The 23,714-nt window shown below is 44.5% G+C and carries 18 protein-coding genes; 4 read left to right on the top strand and 14 right to left on the bottom strand.

The annotated features are described in order from the left end of the window. The first annotated feature begins 146 nt into the window (after window positions 1–146). A complete protein-coding gene (locus tag IFU39_RS28250) occupies window positions 147–917 on the top strand; it encodes a class I SAM-dependent methyltransferase (RefSeq protein WP_192136122.1) in 771 nt (256 codons plus the stop codon). A gap of 71 nt (window positions 918–988) precedes the next feature. Here IFU39_RS28250 and IFU39_RS28245 read toward each other — a convergent pair whose 3' ends face one another. The 3 genes from IFU39_RS28245 to pbp4 form a co-directional block, all read right to left on the bottom strand. After that, the gene (locus IFU39_RS28245) at window positions 989–1,615 is read right to left on the bottom strand and encodes an HXXEE domain-containing protein (protein WP_192136106.1); all 627 of its coding nucleotides are present in this window, start codon (window positions 1,613–1,615) and stop codon (window positions 989–991) included. Window positions 1,616–1,639: 24 nt separating this feature from the next. Then, window positions 1,640–2,221 (bottom strand): TetR/AcrR family transcriptional regulator, encoded by a 582-nt coding sequence (locus IFU39_RS28240; RefSeq protein WP_192136104.1) that lies wholly within the window; start codon window positions 2,219–2,221, stop codon window positions 1,640–1,642. 327 nt (window positions 2,222–2,548) lie between these two features. Continuing rightward, a complete protein-coding gene (pbp4, locus tag IFU39_RS28235; protein WP_192136102.1) occupies window positions 2,549–4,639 on the bottom strand; it encodes a penicillin-binding protein PBP4(5) in 2,091 nt (696 codons plus the stop codon). Between the two features lie 177 nt (window positions 4,640–4,816). On the opposite strand from pbp4, the gene IFU39_RS28230 reads away from it, so the two are divergent. After that, the gene (locus IFU39_RS28230) at window positions 4,817–5,221 is read left to right on the top strand and encodes a CBS domain-containing protein (RefSeq protein WP_074093601.1); all 405 of its coding nucleotides are present in this window, start codon (window positions 4,817–4,819) and stop codon (window positions 5,219–5,221) included. Window positions 5,222–5,317: 96 nt separating this feature from the next. Here the strand turns inward: IFU39_RS28230 and IFU39_RS28225 are convergent, their stop codons facing one another. The 7 genes from IFU39_RS28225 to IFU39_RS28195 all read right to left on the bottom strand — a co-directional run bounded on the left by IFU39_RS28225 (window position 5,318) and on the right by IFU39_RS28195 (window position 10,244). Beyond that, a complete protein-coding gene (locus IFU39_RS28225; RefSeq protein ID WP_192136100.1) occupies window positions 5,318–5,764 on the bottom strand; it encodes a hypothetical protein in 447 nt (148 codons plus the stop codon). Next, window positions 5,761–6,210 (bottom strand): hypothetical protein, encoded by a 450-nt coding sequence (locus tag IFU39_RS28220; RefSeq protein WP_192136098.1) that lies wholly within the window; start codon window positions 6,208–6,210, stop codon window positions 5,761–5,763. The genes IFU39_RS28225 and IFU39_RS28220 overlap by 4 nt, the downstream gene beginning before the upstream one ends. Window positions 6,211–6,235: 25 nt before the next feature. Beyond that, window positions 6,236–6,712 (bottom strand): GyrI-like domain-containing protein, encoded by a 477-nt coding sequence (locus tag IFU39_RS28215; RefSeq protein ID WP_192136096.1) that lies wholly within the window; start codon window positions 6,710–6,712, stop codon window positions 6,236–6,238. Between the two features lie 216 nt (window positions 6,713–6,928). Then, window positions 6,929–7,996, bottom strand: a complete 1,068-nt coding sequence (locus IFU39_RS28210) for a hypothetical protein (protein WP_192136094.1) — start codon at window positions 7,994–7,996, stop codon at window positions 6,929–6,931. Then, window positions 7,993–8,856 (bottom strand): ABC transporter ATP-binding protein, encoded by an 864-nt coding sequence (locus tag IFU39_RS28205; protein ID WP_244661141.1) that lies wholly within the window; start codon window positions 8,854–8,856, stop codon window positions 7,993–7,995. The genes IFU39_RS28210 and IFU39_RS28205 overlap by 4 nt, the downstream gene beginning before the upstream one ends. Further along, window positions 8,849–9,697, bottom strand: coding sequence for a hypothetical protein (locus IFU39_RS28200; protein WP_192136089.1), 849 nt, complete (start codon window positions 9,695–9,697; stop codon window positions 8,849–8,851). The genes IFU39_RS28205 and IFU39_RS28200 overlap by 8 nt, the downstream gene beginning before the upstream one ends. After that, the gene (locus IFU39_RS28195) at window positions 9,672–10,244 is read right to left on the bottom strand and encodes an RNA polymerase sigma factor (protein WP_244661140.1); all 573 of its coding nucleotides are present in this window, start codon (window positions 10,242–10,244) and stop codon (window positions 9,672–9,674) included. The genes IFU39_RS28200 and IFU39_RS28195 overlap by 26 nt, the downstream gene beginning before the upstream one ends. A 272-nt stretch (window positions 10,245–10,516) precedes the next feature. Between IFU39_RS28195 and IFU39_RS28190 the strand changes: the two genes are divergently transcribed. Together IFU39_RS28190 and IFU39_RS28185 are read left to right on the top strand one after the other, a co-directional pair. Beyond that, the gene (locus IFU39_RS28190; protein WP_192136087.1) at window positions 10,517–11,083 is read left to right on the top strand and encodes a hypothetical protein; all 567 of its coding nucleotides are present in this window, start codon (window positions 10,517–10,519) and stop codon (window positions 11,081–11,083) included. A gap of 241 nt (window positions 11,084–11,324) precedes the next feature. Further along, a complete protein-coding gene (locus IFU39_RS28185; protein ID WP_192136085.1) occupies window positions 11,325–13,565 on the top strand; it encodes an S-layer homology domain-containing protein in 2,241 nt (746 codons plus the stop codon). A gap of 200 nt (window positions 13,566–13,765) precedes the next feature. Here IFU39_RS28185 and IFU39_RS28180 read toward each other — a convergent pair whose 3' ends face one another. The 4 genes from IFU39_RS28180 to IFU39_RS28165 all read right to left on the bottom strand — a co-directional run bounded on the left by IFU39_RS28180 (window position 13,766) and on the right by IFU39_RS28165 (window position 23,635). Then, entirely contained in the window at window positions 13,766–15,109 is a 1,344-nt protein-coding gene (locus tag IFU39_RS28180) for an MFS transporter (RefSeq protein ID WP_192136083.1), read from the bottom strand. 130 nt (window positions 15,110–15,239) lie between these two features. Next, complete coding sequence (gene ectB, locus IFU39_RS28175) at window positions 15,240–16,526, bottom strand: diaminobutyrate--2-oxoglutarate transaminase (protein ID WP_197997946.1); 1,287 nt, start codon at window positions 16,524–16,526, stop codon at window positions 15,240–15,242. Continuing rightward, window positions 16,514–20,539, bottom strand: a complete 4,026-nt coding sequence (locus IFU39_RS28170; RefSeq protein ID WP_192136080.1) for a non-ribosomal peptide synthetase — start codon at window positions 20,537–20,539, stop codon at window positions 16,514–16,516. Before IFU39_RS28170 ends, ectB begins: the two co-directional genes overlap by 13 nt. Continuing rightward, window positions 20,540–23,635, bottom strand: a complete 3,096-nt coding sequence (locus IFU39_RS28165) for a non-ribosomal peptide synthetase (protein WP_192136078.1) — start codon at window positions 23,633–23,635, stop codon at window positions 20,540–20,542. Window positions 23,636–23,714 lie beyond the last annotated feature (79 nt).

Raw genomic sequence — 23,714 nt, 5'->3', positions numbered from 1 at the left:
AGTCGTCGGGCTGGGTCAAAACGCGTACCAGCTATCTAGGGACACGTCTGTCCATCTGATCCCATTCGACCATTTACAATAGAACGATATGCACAACTCTCTTGTCCTGTTCAAACAAACTCACATTGGAGGAAATGAAAATGAAAATGAAAAACAACATAGATTATGCTGACTTTTATGAACGCGTAGGCCGGACGAATGGCTGGAACTTCAGCTCCATGAACGTTGTCTCGGAGAAGATCGGATGGAATTTCTATGAGGAAGTTGTTCGCCATACACGATCGTCCGATCTGTTACTCGATATTGGAACAGGCGGTGGAGAAGCTATTCTGTCCATTGCAAAAGAAGCCTTGTTATTGGTGGGAATTGATCTCGCTCAAGGAATGATTGAAACTGCACAACAGAATCTTCTGGCTGCGGAAGCTCATTCCGCAGGAACTCATTCCAATGTACGCTTTCTTCAAATGGACGCAGAAAAACTGGATTTTCCTGATTTTTTCTTTAATGTGGTATCTTCCAGACACTCCGGGTTCTCTGCCTCAGAAGTATTCAGGGTACTTGATACGGGTGGGATTTTTCTAACTCAGCAGGTCAGCGAACACGATAAATCCAACATTTCAGAAGTTTTCGGCCGTGGACAAAGCCTCGGCATTCAACCTGGTACTTTGATGGAACGTTACAAGCATGAACTTCACGAAGCTGGATTTCATGACATTCAGGCCCGTGTATATGATGCGATTGAGTATTACGCTACACCTGATGATTTGCTGTTTCTGCTCACCCATGCACCGATCATTCCCGGTTTTGGAGAAACAGCCTCTGACCTTGAGCGATTCCAGCAGTTTGTGGAAACATATCGATGCGATCAAGGCATTCGTACCAACTCGGCCCGTTTTATGCTAACTGCCCGGAAATAAGCAGAAGTCCACAAATAAATAATGTCCAAGGCTATCCCCTCGTATGAAATGGGGATAGCCTTTTTATACATTTATTTTTTATTCCGGAGAGCTAATTCTTTAGGTGAAAAGATATGGATGGAGTTTTTATTTTTTAGCCACGTATTTCCTTTTACGATGAAGATATAGACTGCGATGGCAAAATAAATCACACCCACGATCCAGTCTGTTACGGTTATTAACTGATACTCATGCACGTAGCGGATATACCAGATCCCAATTGGCAAATGTAGAAATATCGCGGTAAACAGACCTGGATTATAGATGGTTTTTGCTTTTACGTTCAAGACAAGTCCATGGAAAACAATCTGGAAAAAGCCCATCAAAACAGGAGCCAGCCCCAGCCACACTACCGATGGGAACACAACAGGGATCAAGTAAAAGAGATAAGCAATAAAGACATTAATTATCATTGCAGACTGTTTATTTAGCGGATATCTCTCTGGTGAATCACTTTTAAATAAGACCGTATTAAATATGCCCGGAAAGTAACCCGGCCAACGATACTCTTCAAACTGATGAAGGAGGATTGCTACGAAGCTGAACCATAAAATATTGTTGATCCGCGGAATCGTTTCCCAATCCACTGCAACATAAATACATACAAGAAGTCCAATGACCAATCCTAAGTCCTGCCAGTATTTTCTGAGCACATTCATTCCAATCGCCTCAATTCAAGGTTTTTAATGAAAGTATCTGTCAAAGAGCAAGTCAATTTGTTCCTCTATAGGTGCAATCTTCACGGAAGCTCCGGATTCAAGAATCGGACTCATAAGTGCCGGGAGAAAAAGCGCTCCAAAAATCTGTACCGTCATTGTCATCAGTTTCTCGGGCTGTTGTTCGTCCGTTATTTCTTTTAGAACACTCTTAATCTTCGGAAAACCGAGTAAGTTTAAAAAGGCCCCATATTCATGTTGGGATGCGAAAACAGTCTTACCCATGAGGATAATTCTGGAGAGCAACTCTGGATATTCGAGGATAACGTGCAAATAATCCAGTAAAAATCGCTTTAATCTAACTCGTGCTGGTAATGAATGGTCATCAAGTATACCAAAGGTATGCTCAAAGCTGTTCAATATCAACTTCACGGAATCGTTGATCAAGTTTTCTTTGGAACCAAAATAATAATTAACTAATGCAACATTTGTGCTTGAGGCTTCTGCAATTTTTTTTATCGTTATACCTTCAAAACCTTCTCTCTTGGTTAACTCCAGTGTGGCACGCAAAATCTTCTCCTTGGTTTCCATTTTTTTGTCAGTTTCCATAGTATCCTCCCCGTATTTTTGTCTGAAATAAACGATGAGCATGTATTTGAGCGTCAATTTAAATATTTTTAAATAACGATTTAAACGTCATTTAAAATGTTGTTTAAACTTATTATATCCATTATTTCTCTTATTGCAAGTCTGGTTTTGACGTCAATGGCGGACTAAGCAGAGGTAGTACTGGACAACAAAAAACTCATACCCTGATTCTGTGTGAATAATAGTTGCTACACTACCATTCACACAAGGAGAATCAGTCCATGAGTTAATCACATCTCAGTATAATGAATTCTTCAACCAGCTTTTAAATAACTGTAAACTGTTGGTTTACTGTTCCTTCAATTTAAGCTTCTCCAAGAACGGCTTCAAACGATCCACCACATAATGGCTGCCGCCGCGGCCGTTAACTTCCTCGATCACCGCTGCCACCAGAAAAGATGGTGATTCAGTATCAAAGGTGACGAAGAAGCCATTCTCCAGCCCTTGCTGACCCTTCTTCGCTTTCAGTTCGGCCGTGCCGGTCTTACCTGCAAGACTGCCAGCAACAGAGCTCAATGTGTGTGCAGTACCGCCTTGGCGAGATACGACTTCTCTCAAAGCGTCTTTGACCGAATTTGCCACATCAGGTGTAATGATCACCTCGGAGTCAGATGTTTCTTTGCCAACAATCAGAACAGGCTTCACCAGCTTTCCTTCATTCACAAACGGCGTAAAGGCAGCAGCGAGATGAATTGGCGACATTAACATTTCACCCTGTCCATAGGATGTGTCAGCCAGTAGCACCTCGGAGGAAAGGTCTTTGTGAGCCTCATTCGCATATTGACTTGGCTTCAGGTACAGTTCATCCAACCCGAAATTGTCACCAAACCCAAACTTTTGAATTCCATCGATGAACTTTGCACTGCCCATTTCGGTGGCTTCCATCGCAAAATAAATATTATCGGAATACACCAAAGCATCGACCATATTGACAGGGCTCAGGCTTTTCACCCGTTTGACGTAATATCCGCCCCAACTGTCGTCCTTACGCCACTGCAAACCGGAAATCTCGTGGGTTTTGTCCGCTGTCGTTACCTTCTCCATTAGGCCTGCTGCCGCAGTTATCGCTTTGAAGGTTGATCCTGGTGCATATCGTGTAGTAACTCTATTGATAAAAGGAAGCTTCTCATTCGCCGAGTAAGCATCCCACTCTGCCTGTGTAAGTCCTGTAACCATCTTGTTCGGGTTATAGGAAGGTGCGCTCACCAACGCCAGCAAGTTGCCGTCCGTCGGATTCATCAGAACCATCGCACCGGCGTCTCCACCACTGGACAATGTCTGATACAATTTCTTCTGTTGTTTGGAGCTAATCGTCAGTTGAACATTCTGTCCATCTACAGCATCCTTGCGAATAAGCTCAGAACGGGAGTTACCGGACTCATCCGTAATTTCAATCAAACCACCACGTTCACCACGCAGTTGTTTCTCCATGGACTGCTCTAAACCCGCTTTGCCAATCCAATCCTCTGCGCGATAATAGCCTTCTGTATCCTTATCCAGATCTTCTTTGGTGGCTTTGCGCATGTAACCAATCAGGTGCGCAGCCGCATCACCGAGTGGATAATAACGGATTTCCTTACTCTGCATCGTAACCCCGCTTAAAGATTCTGGCACGTCAAACTCCTCCGTTGAACCAATCGGGACAAAGTACTCCGGCTTCACCCATGTCTGCGCAAGCGCCTTTTGAATGGCATCTTCCGAAACCTGATAATGACTTGCGATTCGTGTAATCATCTGGTCCGGGTTATCACCAAGTTTCTCAGGTACAATGCCCCATTCGTTCATCGTGCCCTTGGTAGCCAGTGGCAAGCCATCACGATCTACAATGTCTCCACGATCCGGGAACAGTGTCCTCACTCGCACCTTACTGCCCTTTACCATGTCATTAAGGATCAACGATGGCTGCCAGTTAATTTGCCAGTTTTTTCCCCCATCCTCAAGCTCCTGCCGAACCAGTTTCAATGTATGCGTCTCACTGACTTCTCCCAAAAAAGTTGTCAGTTGCAGGTTGTAATCCACCTCATACGTATCCGGGTTTTGTTTCTCTGCATCGGTCTTACTGCCATCGGAAGCCGTTTGGGCAACATCCACAGGCTTAATCTCCGCCTTGACGGTGGATACTTCCATGCCCGAATAGATCGCGTTGTATTTTTCAACAAATTGTTCCTTGTTCATGCCCGACTCTTGCAGCGAAGCAGATGTCATCAAGGTGTACAACTGGTCAAATTCTTTTTTTTGCAGATGCTCTATGTACTGATTCACGGTAGTCTGGGGCTTGGCTTCTGCTTCTTTGTTATTCTGCATGTATAGATACATTCCGATTCCACCTGCAAACAAGATGGGCAGCAGTCCGTACATTAATTTACGTTTGGATTTCATGGTTACATCACCTCTAATATACACTATAGATTTCCAGCGCCATTTAAACAATGAAACAAATCTGACGAATTTATCATTAAAAATAGCCGAAAGCTCACATAATATGTTTAAATAAGGATAGTGAGATTACATACTAAAGCTTTTTTGCTATGCAAAAGGCTGAAAAGGAGCCCGATGATGGAAATCAGCTATTTTTTACTCCCCAAAGCCGAAGTGGCCTATATCAAGTCTACCGCTTCCATGAAAGATGCTATTGAGCAATTGGAATCGCACCACTACACCGCCATTCCCGTGATTGACCAGGATGGAAAATATGTTGCTACCCTGTCCGAAGGCGATTTGTTATGGAAAATGCGAAATACACCCGGATTGACTTTTGATACGATGGATCAGGTTCAAGTCCATGAGATTAACAATCGGGTATATAATGAATGTGTATTCATTGAGGCTGAAATGGAGGATATGCTGACACTTGCAGCAGACCAAAATTTTGTGCCCGTGGTGGATGTTGATCGTGTCTTCCTCGGTATTATCCGTCGTAAGGATATTATTGAATACTATACGCGTAACATTTCGGATTAGATGAAGTAAAACATCCCGTAATAATCGAAAGGGTACTCCAGTGGTCATATTTTGGCCAAACCGGGGTACCCTTTTTGTTTCATGGTATGGTCGGAATCACTCTACTTTGCGTTTAGCCCGCTCTTCAATGTAATAACTCAACACGTCCCTAGGGCTTCCCTGAAATGCACGCTCTCTGCCAAACTCATACGCCTGATGCAAATACGAATATGCCTCGTCATGCTGTTCAAGTCTCATGCAGATCATGCCGAGATCGATCAATGGACTCGTATTTCTATCCGTACTTCGCGTATGTAACGATATCTCAGCCCACGGCTTCGCCAGTTCATATTGCTTCAGATCGATATGTGCATTCGCATGACAGGATGCGATCCAGCTTGCGATCTCCCATTCCATCTTCGGCTCGGGCAGCATGCCCCATGCCTGATCATAATAGATGAGGGCCTGTTCATGCTGCTGCGTCTCGTCCACTACATTACCGGCTTCTACGGTCTCAATAATCTGTCGCTCAAGTTCGGCATGTTCCGGTGTCAGCTCTTTCATTGCACCGTCTCCTCCTCCAGGACGAAATACCATTCCAAAAAAGCATTGAAATCAGACCACTGCGGCTTACTTTCGCCATTAAGAAACCGTTCAATGGACTCGCCCAGTTCCACCAGCACCACTTCTCCTGTCTGACGGTTGTAGAAAAATCCACCTTCACCTTCAAAACTATCTAGTGGAATATATGCCTCAGGGAGTCCCAATGTGAGCTGTGCTACATTCACATCTTCCATATATACGGTGTTCTCCATAAACCAGCAGATCTGATACAACTCCTGATGCCTGCTATAAAAAGTCGGTCCATCCTCTGCATGTAGATAAAATTTTGCAAAATCCGACTGAAGATCAATCTCAAGCTTGCGTAATGCTTCTTCGTAGGCTGCTGGAACATCTTCATGCCACCAACCTTGCTCTTGGCAATGATCAATCACTTTATTGGATAACATCGTAGACCTCCTAGTTCAATTTTGCTCACACAGATTTTACAGGTATCCAGACTTGGGGAGGTGTGCCGTGACCTCTATACACTTCAAGTTCAGGAATACCTGCATGCTTATATGAAGTGGAGGGAAACCACGTTGTCATAATATGGTGCCACAACCGTTGTATTGCCTCCGGCTTTAATTCATCCGCTTCAAATACAACCCAATTGGACGCGGGGAGTTCGATAGGCACCAAACCTTCAGGCACTTCACCTGAGTAAGAGGTAGCAATCCAATACTCCATTTGATTGTCCTTCAGCTCTCTCTGATCTACACAGATGCCCACCAGACCGGGAATAGCTCCGTTATTGAACCCGTTTAAACGTTCCTCAATGCCGTCTGCCAAAGCATCCTGCCACATCTTAGGGATTTCCGTTAAATTCTCTCCATCCACACAAGAGAACGTTCGTTTGATGCCCACAAAGGTAAGAGACTGCTGTTCGATCACATGTTCATTCACATTCATTCGATGGACTCCTCTCCGAGAGCGATATGGGGCACAGTTCTCCATGACCCTTTCATGAAAACATTGTTCCATACATGATATATACCTCCGATATGCCCTACAGTTACTGTATCAAAAGAGTAGGTAGATTGGAAATAGTGCCAGTACTCCTGCAAATAAAAAAGCCCGCAGTATCTGCGAACCTTAATCTCAAAAAAGGATTACTCATAGCACCACTCAAAGAAACATTTCCCTGGTGTGGAAAATACGATATGTGGAAATTATAGTCGAAAAAGCAATTAATGCCATGACAACGATATATAAGGTTAAATAAGACATATTCAGTCCAAATAAGGAATAGTTTATTGATGTTTGATAAAGCCCTGTTACCCGTATCATGGTACTTATCGAAAATTTCTCGACCCACTTTAATGACCCGGAATTTAAATTTAATACGTCAAAGGCCAAGTATGGCAGACCTACTATCACAGTATTCACAATTGTAGCTATAAAGGATGTAGAACTGAGGACGGATACCAGCAAAACAATAGATGCAAAGACCAAGCTGCCTGCTATATGAGTAAACAATTGAACTAAATAATATTGAAAAGCATTAAAAGTATACGGTGAGAACTCATAATCAAAGCTGTAAACATACATGCCCACGCTCTGTATAGAAGTATTCGCCCCAGCCAGATTACCAAACCTTAACCAATATAAAACCAAGTTTATCCCAGTAAATACAACGACACACATCAAAACGTACAATATGGAAGCAATGCATTTTGCTGATACGAGCTTGCTTTTGCCTCTTTTACTGCTACGCAGTAATGATGCTGTACCTAGTACATATTCTTCAGTAAATACTGGAGCCAACCCTAGCAGAACCATAATCATCATAAAAACTACACCGAATTGATCAATGTATTCCATTAAGTAGCCCCAAGGTTTATTATAATAAATTTCGGATACATTCACTGTTCGCTCCATGATGTTGCCACGATCATCATATCGTGTGCTGTTCTTGATCGTTTCCGGAGAAAAAAACACAATATCGTAAATTGCACCATATTGGTATCTACCTTCGGGACTATCCCAAATGGAATCATATTGATTATGTGCGACTTTTACCTTCTCTGTTGTAATAGGACCTTCATAAGGTTTGTAGAAGGCGGAACCATCCATTATCCCAGGATACCTCCAAAATGAGTATACGACTAGAAAAATAATCAAAATAGACATTGCTATACCAATACTTTTACGCGTTATAATTTTATAAAACTCAAATTGAGTTAAACGAATCAAGACTTCGTCCCCTCTCCAAAATAGTGCATATATACATCCTCAAGCCGTGGTGATTCTAGTACGGCTTGCGGAACGGGCTGTTCTTTGGCGAGAATTCGAGCTACGATTCCATCTGACTCATAAGACAAACCGCTTACTTTGAAATGAGAGGAAAGATCAGCAAGTTGCTGCGAATTCAATTTCGCTTTCCATACGGTATTTTTCATCCGGCTCATAATCTCTTCCGGAGTATTATGGGCGATGAGCTGCCCTTCATTCATCAGGATCATCTCTTTACATGAAAACTCCAAATCAGAAATGATATGCGTAGATAACATTACAATACGATCTCTTCCTAACTCACCGATAATGTTACGAAATCGAATGCGCTCTTTGGGGTCCAATCCAGCTGTCGGTTCGTCAAGAATCAAAATTTGTGGATCATTCAGCAAAGCTTGGGCAATTCCCAATCGCTGCTTCATCCCTTCGGAGAATGTGCGGATTTTATGTTGTGCTTGATTTTCAAGGCCCACCATTACTAACGTTTTCTGCACACGTGCTGAAGCTTGATTAATACCAATCCCTTTCAAAGAGCACATATACATGAGAAATTTATAAGCACTGAATCGGTTATAAAACCCAAATCGTTGCGGCATGTAGCCCAACAAACTTCGATAATGTTCCCCCATGTTTTGGATAGGCCGCCCGTTCAACAAAATTTGTCCAGACGTGGGTTTAGAAATGTCTACAATCATGCGAAGCAATGTTGTCTTCCCTGCTCCATTCGGTCCAAGGAGGCCGTAAACACCACCACTGGATAGTTCAAGTGAGACTTCTTTTACCGCCAACTTGTTCCTGTATTTCTTGGATACGTTATCCATGGTCAGTATCAAACGAGTAACCTCTTTCTGTCTTTAATGTATATTTCCTTGCCATCCCATAGATCTGACTGAGTAATAGTAGAACTCCGCATAGAGCCATCGCCATAACTACTGCGGGCTGAATTGATTGAAGTAGAGTCTTCAATTGGGGATTACTTAGTACAAGCCAAACCAGTGCGAACCATACAATTAGAAATATACTGACGGCTGTCCCGCCTCTGACACGCATCGCGAGCCATAGACTTGTACCTGCTGCGATCATAAGCTGTGTATACGCAAGGCCGATAGCACTCCATGATAAGGAAACACCCGTTTCGCTTGATATAAGTAAATTAAGCAAAAAAACAAACGCCATATTCCCAGTGAGCACTACGATTAGCCGGGTAAGCATCAGTTGCTGTGCCGTAATTTTGCAGGTCAATTCAATTTCCATCAATCCTTCATCTCGACCTTTGAAAACTTCTAGCAAACCAAGTACAAATGGAACAGGTACTATAAAGAGTACACTCATGTAAGGGTCTGTCGTACTGTGGGTACCTAGCCAATAGCCGAACAACAAGAGCATTAAACAGACTAACCAGTAAGATTTGTGGAAGACAGCAACCTCACCATAAACTAAATGGAATAATTCCTTGACTGAATTCCCAGATGATTTTTGTTTCAGGTGAGCATTCATGTGATCTGGCATATATGTATCCAGTATTCTAATTGTCTTGTCAATCTCCATCTCGGATGGAAATTCAACCGGATACTCATCCAGATATGAAGCTATTTTGTTGTACTCTTCTATTTCCAACTCCGCCACAGAATTCGATTCATCTCCGTTTCCTCTTTTTTTCATTCCGTTCACCTCCCACAATAATCTCCTTTAATTTCGTTATCCCCAATCGAATGCGAGACTTTACGGTCGATTCATTGGTTCCCGTAATTTCAGCAACTTCCCTGATCTTTAATCCATTGTAATAGTTTAGAATGACTGCATCTCGCTGTTGATCAGGCAAACTTAATACTGCCCGCCTGACTTGCTCGTTCTGATATCGCTTATGGAAAATATTCCAAACATTCTGTTGTTCACTGGCAGGGAACGCATCCTCAGTTAATTCACTCTCTCTTTGTTGCTGCTTAAATTCCCGACCACGATAATAATCTCTACAATGGTTCACTGCAATCTTCAGTAGCCAGTGACTGAATTGTCCTGTGTTCTGATACTTGTTCAGGGAATTCATCATTTTTACAAATACCTCTTGTGTGAGATCATAAGCAGTATGGTATTCTCCGGTTTTCCGATAAACATAAGCAAATATCGACTTATAATGCCGTTTCACCAGTACTTCCATGGCAGCTCGGCTACCTTCATGAATCTCTTGAATAAGCTCTTCATCATTCAACGCTCCCTCACCTCCTCTACATACAATTAACGATATTTGGATTATAAAAGATCAAAAATATAGCATAGATTTTTTCTGAATATAACAAAATCTCAAAAAATGTATTAATACACTGACTATGCTACAAATTTTCGCAAGAATGCGAACTGCTGGCCCCGTCCTTCATTTCCTTATTCTGGTGCAACTTTATTGTTACTCGTTCGTCTAACTACTGACCAACAACTAAGGAGATGACTATGCGAATAACTTGCAGCCCCGGTTTTCCTGGAAGCATGATCGGATCAATTGATCTTCAGCCATCAAAGTATTACAGCGCACCTTCCATGAACAGCCAAATTACAGATCATGTTGATCCTGAACTCGTTACCATTCCCTATGTAGAAGATCCGGAATTCGGATTACACTTTGACAACATGAAGATTATGAACGGATCTTATAAAGATGAAATGCATGTGAGCTATGATGTGGAGTTTACGATTGATGTAGATAAAAAAGGTTATATTACACAATTCGAGCATACGTTCCAGCTGGAGCGTTATTTGGATCTGGTGCGAACGCAGTCTTATAAAGTAATAAAGACAAACTGGCGTGGACAAACATTTCACGTGATGACATACAGTTACCTGGAGGAAGTCATTCATCCGAAAAATGTTCTTTTTAGATGTACTCGCGCGGAAGATGTTTTTGTGGTAGCTGAACTTGTCTCCAATCGCTCCGATGGAAATGTAGCAGAGCATGATATCAGAGATCTTCATTTCCGTGCATTAATCTCGGCACGTGATGATCTGTACCCATTAGATTATATGGGTGAGCCTGATTTCGACCTGAGTCTCGACTAAAAAAATAGATACATATGTAGAAAGAGCATAGGCTGTCCCGTATCAGTGGGACTGGCCTGTGCTCTTTTTTTCCACAAATGAACCACCGGTTCTACTCATTCAAACACTCTCCTCCGCACATTGGACCTTGTGCTCCCTATGCCTGGCTCTAAGCAAAACCAACTGTAATGTCGATGAATATACCATAATGCTGAACATGCATAGGTTCTTCGTACGTCCAGAAATGAGAGGGGTTGGAAACATGGTTTATCGGAAAAATAAAATGCTTTCACTGTTCACTCTGCCCTTGGCAGGTTTACTGTTTCTGTTATGGGGTGCTCAAGCGGCACATGCGGAACAGGTCGACAGTTTGTTACCTGAGCGCAGTCAGCAGGAGATTGTCCAGAAGTGGAATCAGTGGATGAATGTCAATGATACATCTCCCCTATATACAAAGACACCTTCGACAAGTGCTCCCTACTCTGCTGGTGTGGTAAGTGACGCCTATCTGGAACAAGGGCTGAACGCAGCCAATTTTTATCGTTTTATCACGGGGCTACAGGGCGATCTTGTGCTTGACCCAACATTGAATCGTCAGGCCCAGCATGGGGCTGTTGTGGTCTCCACAGGTGGTTACCTATCCCATTATCCAGAGCAGCCAGGAGATATGCCAAAGGATTTCTTTGACACAGGTTCAAAGTCTGCCAGCAGCTCCAATCTTTACGTTACCAGCAGTGTCAAGAATAACGTCCTGACAAAAAGCATTCAGGCCTACATGAATGATTCGGATGCCTCCAATATTGATCGACTGGGTCACCGGCGCTGGATTTTGAGCCCACAACTACAACGGATCGGATTTGGACTCGCCACTCGTAGTGAATCAGGCAAGACATATGATCAGTACTATAGTGCCATGCAGGTATTTGATAAAAGCAGAACGGGGGGAACTTCGTTCAACTACAGCCTGTTTCCGAATCAGGGAGCTTTTCCAATCGAAGCCTTTGGCAGTACACAGGCCTGGTCTGTTCAACTGAATACAGATGTATTTGCGAAGCCATCACTGTCTGAGGTACAGGTCGAGATGACTCGGACTTCCGATCAACGTACGTGGACCTTTAACGCCAAGAATCAGAACAGCGGCTTTCCAACCGGTTATTACAACGTGGACCCTGCGGATAAACAATGGTTTAATCAAGCCTATTTCAATGTAGAGACAGGTGGATATGGATATGGCTACGCCATCATCTTCCGTCCCGACGATGTGCAATTGTTAAAAAACGGCGATACGTTCAACATTCAAATTACAGGTCTGCAAAAGAAGAACGGTACAGCGGCGGAAATCTCATACTCCACGCGTTTCTTCCATGTGGACGGTGTACAAGATACAACTCTTACTCGTATAACACCAGGACAACCAAACCTGAACGTTCGAACTGGAGAACAGATTGATCTGCCTTCGATCACTGCCGTGAATGATAACGGAACATCCTATGTTCCACAATCTAACGTCTCCTTCACCACGACGTCAGATCGCATCGCCATCAAGGATGGTAAAATCATTGGACTTCAGGCTGGTAAAGCCGAAATTCGGATTCGTTTTGAAGGGAAAGAAGCGGTTGTCTCTGTTACGGTAACGGGAATTCCCCAATTAACTGATATCCGCACACATTGGGCAAAAGATGCCATTCAATGGGCCGTTCAACAGGAGATGGTCAGTGGATACGAGGATGGAACGTTCAAACCCAACAATCAGGTGAGTGAAGCCGAATTCCTCTCCATGTTGTTCAAGCTGTATGCGAATTCCCATGTCATTCAGAGCATCGATGCTGTAGAGGGACAAGCTATCAAAGGAAACATCTGGAGTGATCGTTATTATACCTATGCTTCCGCGTTGAATCTGAAACTGGATGCCAGCAAACAGAATCCGAAGCTGCGCAATCATGCCTTGAACCGAACAGAAGTAGCCGTAATCGTGGCGGGGCTTGGCGGTAAAAATTATACTCAGGATGACGATGCCATCCGGTATCTGTTGAACATGGGATACTCTTCAGGCAAAACCGCAGCTACGGTGCAAGGTTATGCGGGACAAGAATCCTTGACCCGGGCAGAGGCCGTTGTTTTTCTCCAGAACCTGAAGGAAAAAGGCTTCGAACTATGGAGCAGACCGAAGAATGCCACTGAAGCTACCGAGAATGAAAAGAATGGCGGACTACCGGATCAGACCATGAAAGCAGTATATTCCGCCGATCACACACTAGTCCTTCAAGGTACGTTCCCGACGTATGCCAACCAGACGATGCCAATTAAAATCCATGGTCCTTCGCCTGTTGTAGAGCACATCCAGACGCAGCAGGTTACAACAGATGCCTATGGCAATTTCAAACTAACGGTAAGTAACCTTGATGCGAAGGAACTTAACCTCTATGTGGACGTGCGCGAAGATTATGCCTACTGGATTAGTGTAGAGGCGGGGCGAACTGCGATAAGTGATTATACAGAGTAACAACAATTAACCTGCAATATTCCATTGCTCAGGTGGCGTTTAACATGGTTTAACATGAATGAACCTGAATAGGGCACCTCATGGAACAGGCACGGGATAGCCAGTCGTTATCCTCATGGCCTTTCTGGAGGTGCCATTTTTTTATTTTTTCACACATGAAATTTAGAGATAAACGACGGGCTCATTATGCTATGTCAGCGTTAAGCCCCCATTTCGGTATTCGAGCGAGCCGTGCCGCCGCGTGGTGTGAAATTGAAATGTCCTTCATCCAGATGCTCCGTCTTAGGCAGGTTGCGGGATACGCGATCAAGCATCCAGTATACCCCTACCAGAACAACGGTAATTCCAGATAAAGTGATGACTGTAGAACTGTGTAGCCAGACTCCCAACGTACCACCGATCAGACTGCCGATTGGCATGGCTATGCCGCTTAACGCCATCGTCGCGGAGAACACCAAACCCAAATATTGCTGCGGTACCCCCTTCTGCACAACGGTATTAATGATGACGTTAACGGCTCCGCCAGGAACCCAGGCCAGTCCATATACCAGAATGCTCAGCCAGCTCCACGGGGTAAATATGCACCCAATCCAGGCAATTCCTGATATGATGTATGCCACAGAATACAATCGACCCAAACGTACATTTTCCAGTCTGAGATACGGTGCACATGTTGCACCTATGACGCTGCCAAGCGCCTGTGCCATCAGCATCAACCCGTAGATATTGGCTCCGCCGATCTGATCACTATATAGGGGAAGTACACTAAATGTCGCTCCTCCTGCAGCATTAATTACCATAATGCCAAAGAGTAACTTGGCCAATGCCGTCTGTGTAAGCAGCCTGATTCCACTCACCATATCATCGGTGTAATTCCTTAAAAACAAACGCATTCCTGACGGTGTACTTCCACTCGCCTGTTCAGTAGTCTCATCATATGTACCCTGTTCCTTCTTCATTTTCGATTCCATGATATAAGGAGCAATCCGCAATTGAGAGAATAATAAAGCACCTATGAAGAAACCGATGGCATTCCAAAAATACAAAGACACCGCACCCAGCGCAACAATGAGCATCCCGGAGATAGCATTACAAGCAACATCAATCCCCTGATAAGCGATGGAGAACAGGGAATTGCCCTGCGTGAGTTGGTGTTTCTCCAATACTCTTGGCAGAGCTGACATCTGAACAGGGTACACCCAGGTATTACATATATTCAAAATAGGGGTGATCACCAATACCAAGCCGACGCTCAGAAAATCATAGTACGCTGCAATAGGCACAATTAATAACAATAAGGCCTGAATTAATTGACTGTATACCAGAATCCCTCGAATCGGGATCCGATCTATCATCGGTCCGGACAACAGTTGAATAAGCTTCGGCAAAATGGACAAAAATCCCGCGAGTCCAGTATAAAATGAGGAGCCTCCCAGATTGTAGACCAGCCACATGGCGGATACCGCATATAAGCTATCTCCAATGTTGGTTAAGATTCTGCCAAAAAACATCAAACTGAAGTTCTTGTTTTTGAAAATCTCCATGGTCCACCTCCACCTCCGCCTACGTCGAACCTGTATCTCATTCAACATCTCTTTCATGCAGCTATGAAGAATGAAGACAAGCGAAGTCATTCCTGCTTCGCTTGGTTCAATCTGTTATTCTGTTCGAAAGTTAAATCTTTTGTACAACCTTCACCTCTTGCAACGTCAAAACAGAAGTAATGCTTTCCTTCAGAATGTCGATTCCTTTTCGCAGATTGTGATTGGAGATGTTCAATGGAGGCATGATCTTAACCACGCTATCATGTCTGCCTACTCGCTCAACAATAAGTCCACGCTCGTAGCAAGCCTTCTGTACCTCTGCCGCAATATCCGGTTCAAATTTGGAGAAATCTAGCCCCCAGATCAAACCAATCCCCCGAATATCAATGTTGGGGTGCTGCTTCAATATCTCCTCATTCCATACCTGCCTCAACTTGGTCTCTTTTGCATACACCTGCTCCTCCAGAGACACCTGTTCCCTGTATTCCAGTGCTGCTTTGGCAGCGATGAAGGCCAACTGGTTCCCGCGAAAGGTTCCATTATGTTCGCCCGGGTTCCAGATATCGAGATGAGGTTTCATTAACAACAAGGACATCGGCAATCCATATCCGCTAATGGATTTAGAGAGAACGACCAGATCAGGTTGTATCTCCGCTCGCTCATAGGAGAAAAACGGACCCGTTCTGCCGCATCCTACCTGTACGTCATCGCATATTAACAAAATATCGTATCGATCACAGATGTCCCTGATTTTCTTCAACCACGAGGACTCCGCAACATAAATACCACCTTCTGCCTGTACCGTCTCCAATATGATGGCAGCCGGCTTCTCAATACCCGAGTGGGTGTCTTCCAATATATATTCGATGTAGGCAGCACTATCAAAATAATGATTATGTTCATTCGGATACGGAATAAAGGTTACACCGTCCAATGCTCTGCCCGCACCCTGTCGGCTATCCCGATTACTGGTCACGGCCAGACTCCCCAGAGACATGCCATGATAACCACCCATGAAAGAAAACACACCCGTACGCCCCGTATATTTGCGTGCCAGTTTCAAGGCAGCTTCTACCGCATTAGTCCCGGTAGGGCCGCAGAATTGAAGCTTGTATTCCATCCCTTTTTTCTTCAGTACCGATTCAGAGAAATATTCGATAAAATCAAGCTTCGCTTGTGTGTACATATCGAGTCCATGCATAATTCGGTCCGATCCGATGTATGCCATAATTTCGTTTTTGATATATTCATTGTTATGTCCATAGTTAAGCGCACCAGCACCTGCAAAAAAATCAATATATGGACGACCGTCCACGGTATAGAGTTGATCATCCTTGGCTTTATCAAATACGGCTGGAAAATGTCTGCAATAACTTCTCACATTCGATTCTATCGTTTCAAAAGTCATTTGCTCCATCCCTTCACCATTTGATTTATATAATGAGCCACGTTCACGGCATGATTGTAGTCGATCAGGTTCTCATGATGACCTGGAATCGGAATTGAAGTGCATATACCTGTCGTCTTGGAATGCCAAACTTGTGCATCCGTTAACGGAACAGGACTTCGTTCATCCTGAGCGGTTGCATACAATAGATGGATATCGGACTGAATCGGTTTTGCTGAATAGTAGTTATCAAAGGCCACTTCATTGGCCAAACGCACTTTGAGATGTCTAAGCGTGTTTTCACCTGGGAAGTGATTCATGACTTCCTTTAACTGAATCTCATAGTCTCCGCTAGGTTCGAACTCATATCCGTTGTTGTATGCTAATTCGGCAAGAGCCTCCATCTTATTTATTGGACGAACATCCCGTTCATGGCTTCGGGCAGGTGCATCCAGAATGATCAACCACTCCAGCTGTTGTCCCGCATCTTCAATGATCCGTGCCATCTCAAATGCCACATTGCCACCAAAGGACCAACCCAGTAATCGGTACGGGCCTACCGGATTGAATCGTGTAAGAACACCATAATAATAGTGAGCCAGCTCCTGGATGGTATAGAGCGGTTCTTCGTCATTTTCATATCCTTTTGGTACAAACCCGTAAATATTCAATCCTTCCAGTTGACTAACCAACTCATAATAATTGATCAGATTGCCACCACCTGTTGGAATGAGGAACAGCGGGGTTTCATCTTTACGGCCGCCTTCTTTCAACACAACAAACGATTGGTCTTGAGGAAGGTTCCCCTCCCGAATGATATGTGCAATCTCGGTCACGGTGGAGTAATCAAACAGAGTGATCACGGATAGCTCGGTATGAAATGTTCTGTTCAGAACATCCATTAAACGGACCGCTTTGATTGAATGGCCACCCTGATCGAAAAAGCTTTCATGAAGATGCACGGTATCCACACCAAGGATATCCATGAAGATCTGCATGACCTTTTCTTCCAGCTCATCCTGCGGGGCAGCAATATAATCCTTCAATGTGCCACGATCCAGCTGCTTCAGCGCTGCCTTGTCCAACTTACCGTTACTATTCAGAGGAATACGATCAATCGTAATGAAACGTGAGGGAATCATGTGACTTGGCAGCAGGGTTCGGCAAAAGTTGCGAAGGTCCGTACTGAGAATCTCAGAAGATGGAGCCAGCTGAATATAAGCACTCAGTGACAGTTCTTCATCATCTCCCCATCTCTCAGCCAGCATCGCACACTCCTGAATATCAGGGTGTCTGGAGATTACATCGGTGATTTCACCCAATTCTACACGCATGCCTCTAATCTTCAATTGGTTGTCTATTCGACCGACAATGTATAACTTGCCAGCGGCGTCGTAATAAGCAATGTCACCCGTCCTGTACATCCGTCCATCGGTAAACGGGTTCTCGAAGAAAGCCTGTTCGGTCTTTACAGGATCTCCGTAGTAACCCCTAGCCAGCCCAACACCACCAATATACAAATGGCCATGAACTCCGATCGGCACCGGATTCTGCATTTCATCCAGAACATATATAAAATTGTTCCCGATTGGCCGACCAATGGATATATTTCTTCGTGCGCGGAGACCTTCCAACTGCACATTCATATGAATGGTCGAATCAATGGAAACCTCGGTTACCCCATAACTGTTATGCAGATTACGCTCAGGAAGATTGTGGTGGAACGCTGCAACCATTTCGGGTTTCAATGCCTCCCCACTGGAGAATACATCCCTTAATGACGCTAACTGCTCCAGATCCGCCACACTAATTCGCTCCAAAATCATCTTCAACATGCTCGGAACAAAAAAGACGATGGCCACTTCATATTGCTTCAAAGCTTGAATGATCGCATACGGATCACGATGAAATCCTGGTTCCAACAGGGCAACCCTAGCACCTGCCATCCATGTCCAGAAGTATTCAAGACCGACATCATCAAAGGTTAGGGTTGTTTTCTGAAGTACTGTTTCATGGGATTCCAGCTTGAATCGGTGCTGCATCCAGCAGATACGGTTCACCCATCCCTGGTGCCGCACAGATACCCCTTTGGGTTTCCCTGTAGTGCCTGACGTATAATAAATAGCTACCAGATGATCAGGCTCCACTTGTGTCGAGGGAACTGTTATCGGCTTGTCCATATATATTTCAGATTGAGATACGTCGATCAGAAGGGCAACATCATCCGGGATCGGCAACGTATTCGTATTGATGAGACAGATGGACGCTCCCGAATCTGTTAACATGTGACGATTTCGCTCCACAGGTGCATCCAGATCCAGAGGCACGATGGCTCCTCCCGCTTTTAACACGGCAAGAAGGGCAATAGGCAAATGCAGTGAACGTTCTATGCCAATGGCTACCGCCTTGTCAGGTCCAATTCCCTTTTCGATCAGAAGATGAGCCAATTGATTCGCTTGACGGTCCAGATCTCGATAAGATAATTCATCTCCCCCATACACCACAGCCACCTGATCCGGGGCTTGGGCTACAGATGCTTCAAACAGGTGATGTACACAGATATGATCAGGGTAATCCATTACGGTATCGTTCCATTCATATAGAACTTTCTGTCGTTCTTCATCACTAACGGCTCCAACCCCTGCGATTGGCTTCCCTGGATAATCCACAATATGTTCAAGCAACGCTATAAAATTACTGGCCCAGCGTTCGATCGTACTCACGTGGAACAGATCCCGACTACATTCAAACGTACCCTTAATTACATCCTGATCTTCCGTCAAGTCCAGTGACATGTCGAATTTGGATGTGTTGATCTGCTTCAGCTTGATCTCCCTGAACACAGCCTGTTGATCTTTCTGTTCAAAATGGCCCGCTTTCCCCAGACTGAACATGACCTGAAACAATGGCGAATATCCTGTGGTTCTAGATTGGATCAGGTCATCGAACAACAGATCAATCGGTACATCCTGATGGTCAAATGCATCAAGGATGGTATTTTTGGAAGTGTCCAGGTGGTCCAGAAATGATTGCTGATCATCAATACGGCTTCGCAGTACGAGTGTATTGACAAAGAAACCAACAATCTTCTCCAAATCGGACTGTGGCCGATTGGAGACAGGCGTACCGATCAGCAGATCCGTTTCACCCGAATACTTACGTAACAAAATCGCAAAACAGGTATACATCACCATAAATAGTGTGGAATGATTCTTCTCCGAGATTTTCCTTAATCTGCTGGTAAGAGGTGCCGGAATCGTGAAGTATACGGAAATCCCCTCTTCACTCCGTTTCTGCGGACGTTCATGGTCATATGGCAAAGTGAGCGTATAGGAGTGTTCTTTCAGCTGATCAAGCCAGTACCTCTTCTGAGCAGCAAACTCTTTACTTTCCAACAATTGATTCTGCCATACCGAGTAGTCTATATATTGGGTCGCGGATGGGTTATATAGCGGCAATGGGCCCACTCCGCGGAAATGTTCATAATAAGATAACAGGTCTCTTCGTATGATCTCGATTGACTGACCATCCGAGATGATATGATGCATCATCAGGACAAAAATGTGGCGGTGAGCACTAAGCTTAAATAATTTGAATTTGCACAGTCTGTCCCGAGTAAAATCAAAAGGGCCATCGGCCCTTTCAATTCCATCGACAATCTGACTTTCGGCCTGATCTTCCGGATACATCGATAGATCAAACCATTGATAATCCGGTTGTTCTTTCAAAATATACTGATAAGGTACACCCTCTTCGGAATCAATCCGAATCTGCAGTAACTCTTGCCTGTCCACCATCAGTCCGATGGCTTGCTCAAATGCCGACTCATCGAACTCTCCTCTAATCTCATTGGCAAAAACCATGTTGTATGCCGTACTTCCCGGCTCAATCTGTTGCTGAAGCCACAATCTCTTCTGAGCAAAAGATAAGGGAAATCGGTTGATTTCCCGAGAAGTGCGTTCTACTGTTTTGGAAACATTCATCTGACTTAATATTCGATCAATCAGTTCGCTTTTGTTTATTACTGCACCAGATTTTTTCACTTAATTACCCTCCGCAGAATAACCATTCGCTTCTAATAACAGATTCTCAATCACTTCGGACAATTCACGAATGGTAGGCGCATCAAATATTTTACGTAGCGGCAGATTAACACCTACCTGTTGTCTGATTCCAGAGATGACCTGCGTTGCAATAAGCGAATGCCCTCCGAGTGCAAAGAAATTCTCATCAATACTAATCTGCTCCCGCTTCAATACCGCTCTCCAGATATGGGCGACAATCTGCTCAACGGTTGTCGTTGGTGCGGCATATTCCGCCCCGGAACTTACATCCACGTCCGGCAGGGCGTGATAATCAATTTTCCCATTGCTCAGCAGCGGTAAATGCTCCAGTACCTGGATGACGTTCGGAATCATATATTCGGGAAGTGCGGATGAAATCCACTGTTTGACATCCTGAATCTCTCCATCGGTATCCAGTTCTACATAGGCAGCCAGCAATGGTTCAGTCTTCTCTTGCAACTTCGCCGCTGCAAGTCGCACATGAGGGTGTTCATTTAGAACCTTCTCGATCTCGCCGAGTTCGATCCGATACCCTCTTAACTTCACCTGCCGGTCAACCCTGCCAATGTATTCGATATGACCATCAGGGAAATAACGCACTCTGTCGCCGGTTTTGTACATCACCTTGTCCGGCGTATAAGCATGTGTCAGGAAAGCCAGATCATTAAGATGTTCATCCACATATCCATCTGCCAGGCCCTTCCCGCTGATATATAACTCTCCGGCAACACCTGGCGGGACAAGATTCAGGTTCGAGTCGAGCACGAGCAGATTCGTATTATGAATGGGTCTGCCGATCGTTTCATGAACGTTATCCCTGTCACAGATATGATACGTCGTATCGATACTCGCCTCAGTTGGGCCGTACAAGTTAATCAACTGAGCGTTGGATCTATCGAAGAAAGCCTTCTGGAGTGGAATTCCCAGTCTCTCTCCGCCGCTGAACACCCTTTTTAACGGTGCTGAAGAGAGCGCTTCTTTTTCCACCAAAGCCTGAAGCATGGTAGGTACAACCTGTAACGTCGTGATTCGTTCCTTATGAATAATATCGAGCAGATAGTCGGGATCAGCATGCTTGTCCGGCTCAGCAAGAACCAGCCTTGCGCCCGTAGTGAGCGGTGCATAGAATTCCCATACTGATGCATCGAAATTAATTGATGTTTTCTGCAATACAGCGTCTTCCCTGCTCAGTGGAAATTCATTGTTCATCCAATGCATATGGTTGCTGATGGCCTGATGTGACACTTTGACCCCTTTGGGTCTGCCTGTGGAACCGGAAGTATAGAGGATATAGGCGATGTCTCTGGCATCTACTCCGATTGCCGGTGCGTCTGTGGGCTCGGTCGCAATGGCCTCGCCTTCTTCTTCAAGAAATACAGGATTGGCAAAAAGGGAATTGAGCCGTTCATTGTTTTTATTCAACAACAGCACCGTTTCAATGTGGGCATTCTCACAGATATAGGACAATCGCTCATTCGGATAATCCGGATCAAGTGGTACATAAGCTGCCCCCACCCGAAGCACAGACACAAGGGCTATGACCAGCTCAGGAGATCTCTCCACGCTTACCCCGACTACATCTCCATGCCCGACACTTCTTGTCCGATGCAGATAATGGGCAAGCTGTTTGGACTTCTCATGGATCTCCCGGAACGTAAGCAGTGTTTTACCAGACACAATCGCAATCTGATCTGGTGTCTTCGAGGCTTGCTCGTCCAGCATCTCTATCAATGTAGAAGTTGCGTATTCCCGAACTTCTCCTTGAAGAATCGATTGCAATGTAAATGTCAGATGATCAGGGATGATGTTGGACGATACGGGTTCATCCAGATTGACATAGGCCTTGTTGCAAATATGTGTGAATATATCTGCTACGTAGCCAATCTCTGTCGGAGTGTACTTTTCCTTGTTATATCGAAGAACGATATCTCTACGTTCAGGGTATTGCTGGATATTGAGTCCAAGGTGAACCGGTTCAATCTGTTCCGACTGATACACAATCCGGAATGTGTAACCACCCGATTCCACCACGGATGATGCATCCCGACTCTCGAATCCATAGGAGAACACAGATTGACTCGAATCCGATTTGCTAAACATTTTGAAGTCAAAATAATCTGCATATTCCGCACTATCTTTCGCTTCACTCGTCGTTCTTTGGAAAAACTGAGCCAGCGTGTCGTCCTCTTTCAAGCCCGAGTACAGAGGTACGTATCGATTCAATGCACCGACAACCTTCTCCAAATCCTCATCTTGTCGGCCACGCGTATGTACGCCAACCGTTAGGTCCTTATCCTCGCCCAGCAGATGCAAAGTCAAATTCCAGCAGGCGAGCGCAACGTTATCTATTGTACTTCCAGTTTTCTCTGCTACCTTCTCAAGTTCAGCCCACAATTCTGGTGACCCTGCCACAGGGAAACTTGCCATCGTAATACTCGTGGTTCCGCTACCGGATACCATGGACAATTGTTTATCAACATGATCAAACCGTTTATTGTTCCAAAAACTTCTTTCCTCCGCGTGCTCATCATTGGTCAACAGGTCATTCAACCACTCGGATACAGCATAATACGGTACCTCTTCTTCCAAAAGTTCAGGGTCTACCTCGGCCGCAATGAATTGAGACAAGTCTTCAAGAATAACGGCAGGTTCAATATCCGAGAACTGTGGATCAAAAGCGAGAATCAACAGTTTGGAACGTTCGGACAGATCCACGTTAATGGCTTCCAGTGAATAATCACCTGTCCATGTGTCCAACTCCTTTCGGATCAGCCCTTGGAGATCCTGATCCTGAATCGGTTCATCTGAATATGCAGTACGGAATCGGCTTCTGGTCTCCGAATCTACTTTCTGAAGATGGACCCCATAATTGGGATCGGCTTCTATGGAGGTGCGGAGTGTGCTGTATTTCTCGGCTATTCTCTTCACGGCTAATTCAATCTGACCATTCGAGCACTCACCTTTGATGTTAACAGCAATTACACTTGGGACGCGTGATCTTAATCCGTTATTATTCAGTTCATGCAGTCGTTTCTGTTGTGGTGAAAGGGGATAACCCAGCATTACATTTTCCATGTTCAATCCTCCTGCATTTCTAATGTATTTTCAGTTCTATATGAAGTGAACTAAAGAATATTACACTTGCCACTTCGAT

The organism is Paenibacillus sp. CFBP 13594 (assembly GCF_014842675.1).
Taxonomy (GTDB): Bacteria; Bacillota; Bacilli; order Paenibacillales; family Paenibacillaceae; genus Paenibacillus; species Paenibacillus amylolyticus_B.
This window is presented reverse-complemented; position numbering and strand designations above follow the sequence as displayed.

Coding starts and splice junctions, on each gene's coding strand:
- IFU39_RS28215 (WP_192136096.1), bottom strand. CDS start 6,712: ATGAATGTGAATGAACATGTGATCGAACAGCAGTCTCTTACCTTTGTG.
- pbp4 (WP_192136102.1), bottom strand. CDS start 4,639: ATGAAATCCAAACGTAAATTAATGTACGGACTGCTGCCCATCTTGTTT.
- ectB (WP_197997946.1), bottom strand. CDS start 16,526: ATGGAGCAAATGACTTTTGAAACGATAGAATCGAATGTGAGAAGTTAT.
- IFU39_RS28250 (WP_192136122.1), top strand. CDS start 147: ATGAAAAACAACATAGATTATGCTGACTTTTATGAACGCGTAGGCCGG.
- IFU39_RS28220 (WP_192136098.1), bottom strand. CDS start 6,210: ATGTTATCCAATAAAGTGATTGATCATTGCCAAGAGCAAGGTTGGTGG.
- IFU39_RS28225 (WP_192136100.1), bottom strand. CDS start 5,764: ATGAAAGAGCTGACACCGGAACATGCCGAACTTGAGCGACAGATTATT.
- IFU39_RS28185 (WP_192136085.1), top strand. CDS start 11,325: ATGGTTTATCGGAAAAATAAAATGCTTTCACTGTTCACTCTGCCCTTG.
- IFU39_RS28230 (WP_074093601.1), top strand. CDS start 4,817: ATGGAAATCAGCTATTTTTTACTCCCCAAAGCCGAAGTGGCCTATATC.
- IFU39_RS28190 (WP_192136087.1), top strand. CDS start 10,517: ATGATCGGATCAATTGATCTTCAGCCATCAAAGTATTACAGCGCACCT.
- IFU39_RS28180 (WP_192136083.1), bottom strand. CDS start 15,109: ATGGAGATTTTCAAAAACAAGAACTTCAGTTTGATGTTTTTTGGCAGA.
- IFU39_RS28240 (WP_192136104.1), bottom strand. CDS start 2,221: ATGGAAACTGACAAAAAAATGGAAACCAAGGAGAAGATTTTGCGTGCC.
- IFU39_RS28165 (WP_192136078.1), bottom strand. CDS start 23,635: ATGGAAAATGTAATGCTGGGTTATCCCCTTTCACCACAACAGAAACGA.
- IFU39_RS28245 (WP_192136106.1), bottom strand. CDS start 1,615: ATGAATGTGCTCAGAAAATACTGGCAGGACTTAGGATTGGTCATTGGA.
- IFU39_RS28200 (WP_192136089.1), bottom strand. CDS start 9,697: ATGAAAAAAAGAGGAAACGGAGATGAATCGAATTCTGTGGCGGAGTTG.
- IFU39_RS28205 (WP_244661141.1), bottom strand. CDS start 8,856: ATGGATAACGTATCCAAGAAATACAGGAACAAGTTGGCGGTAAAAGAA.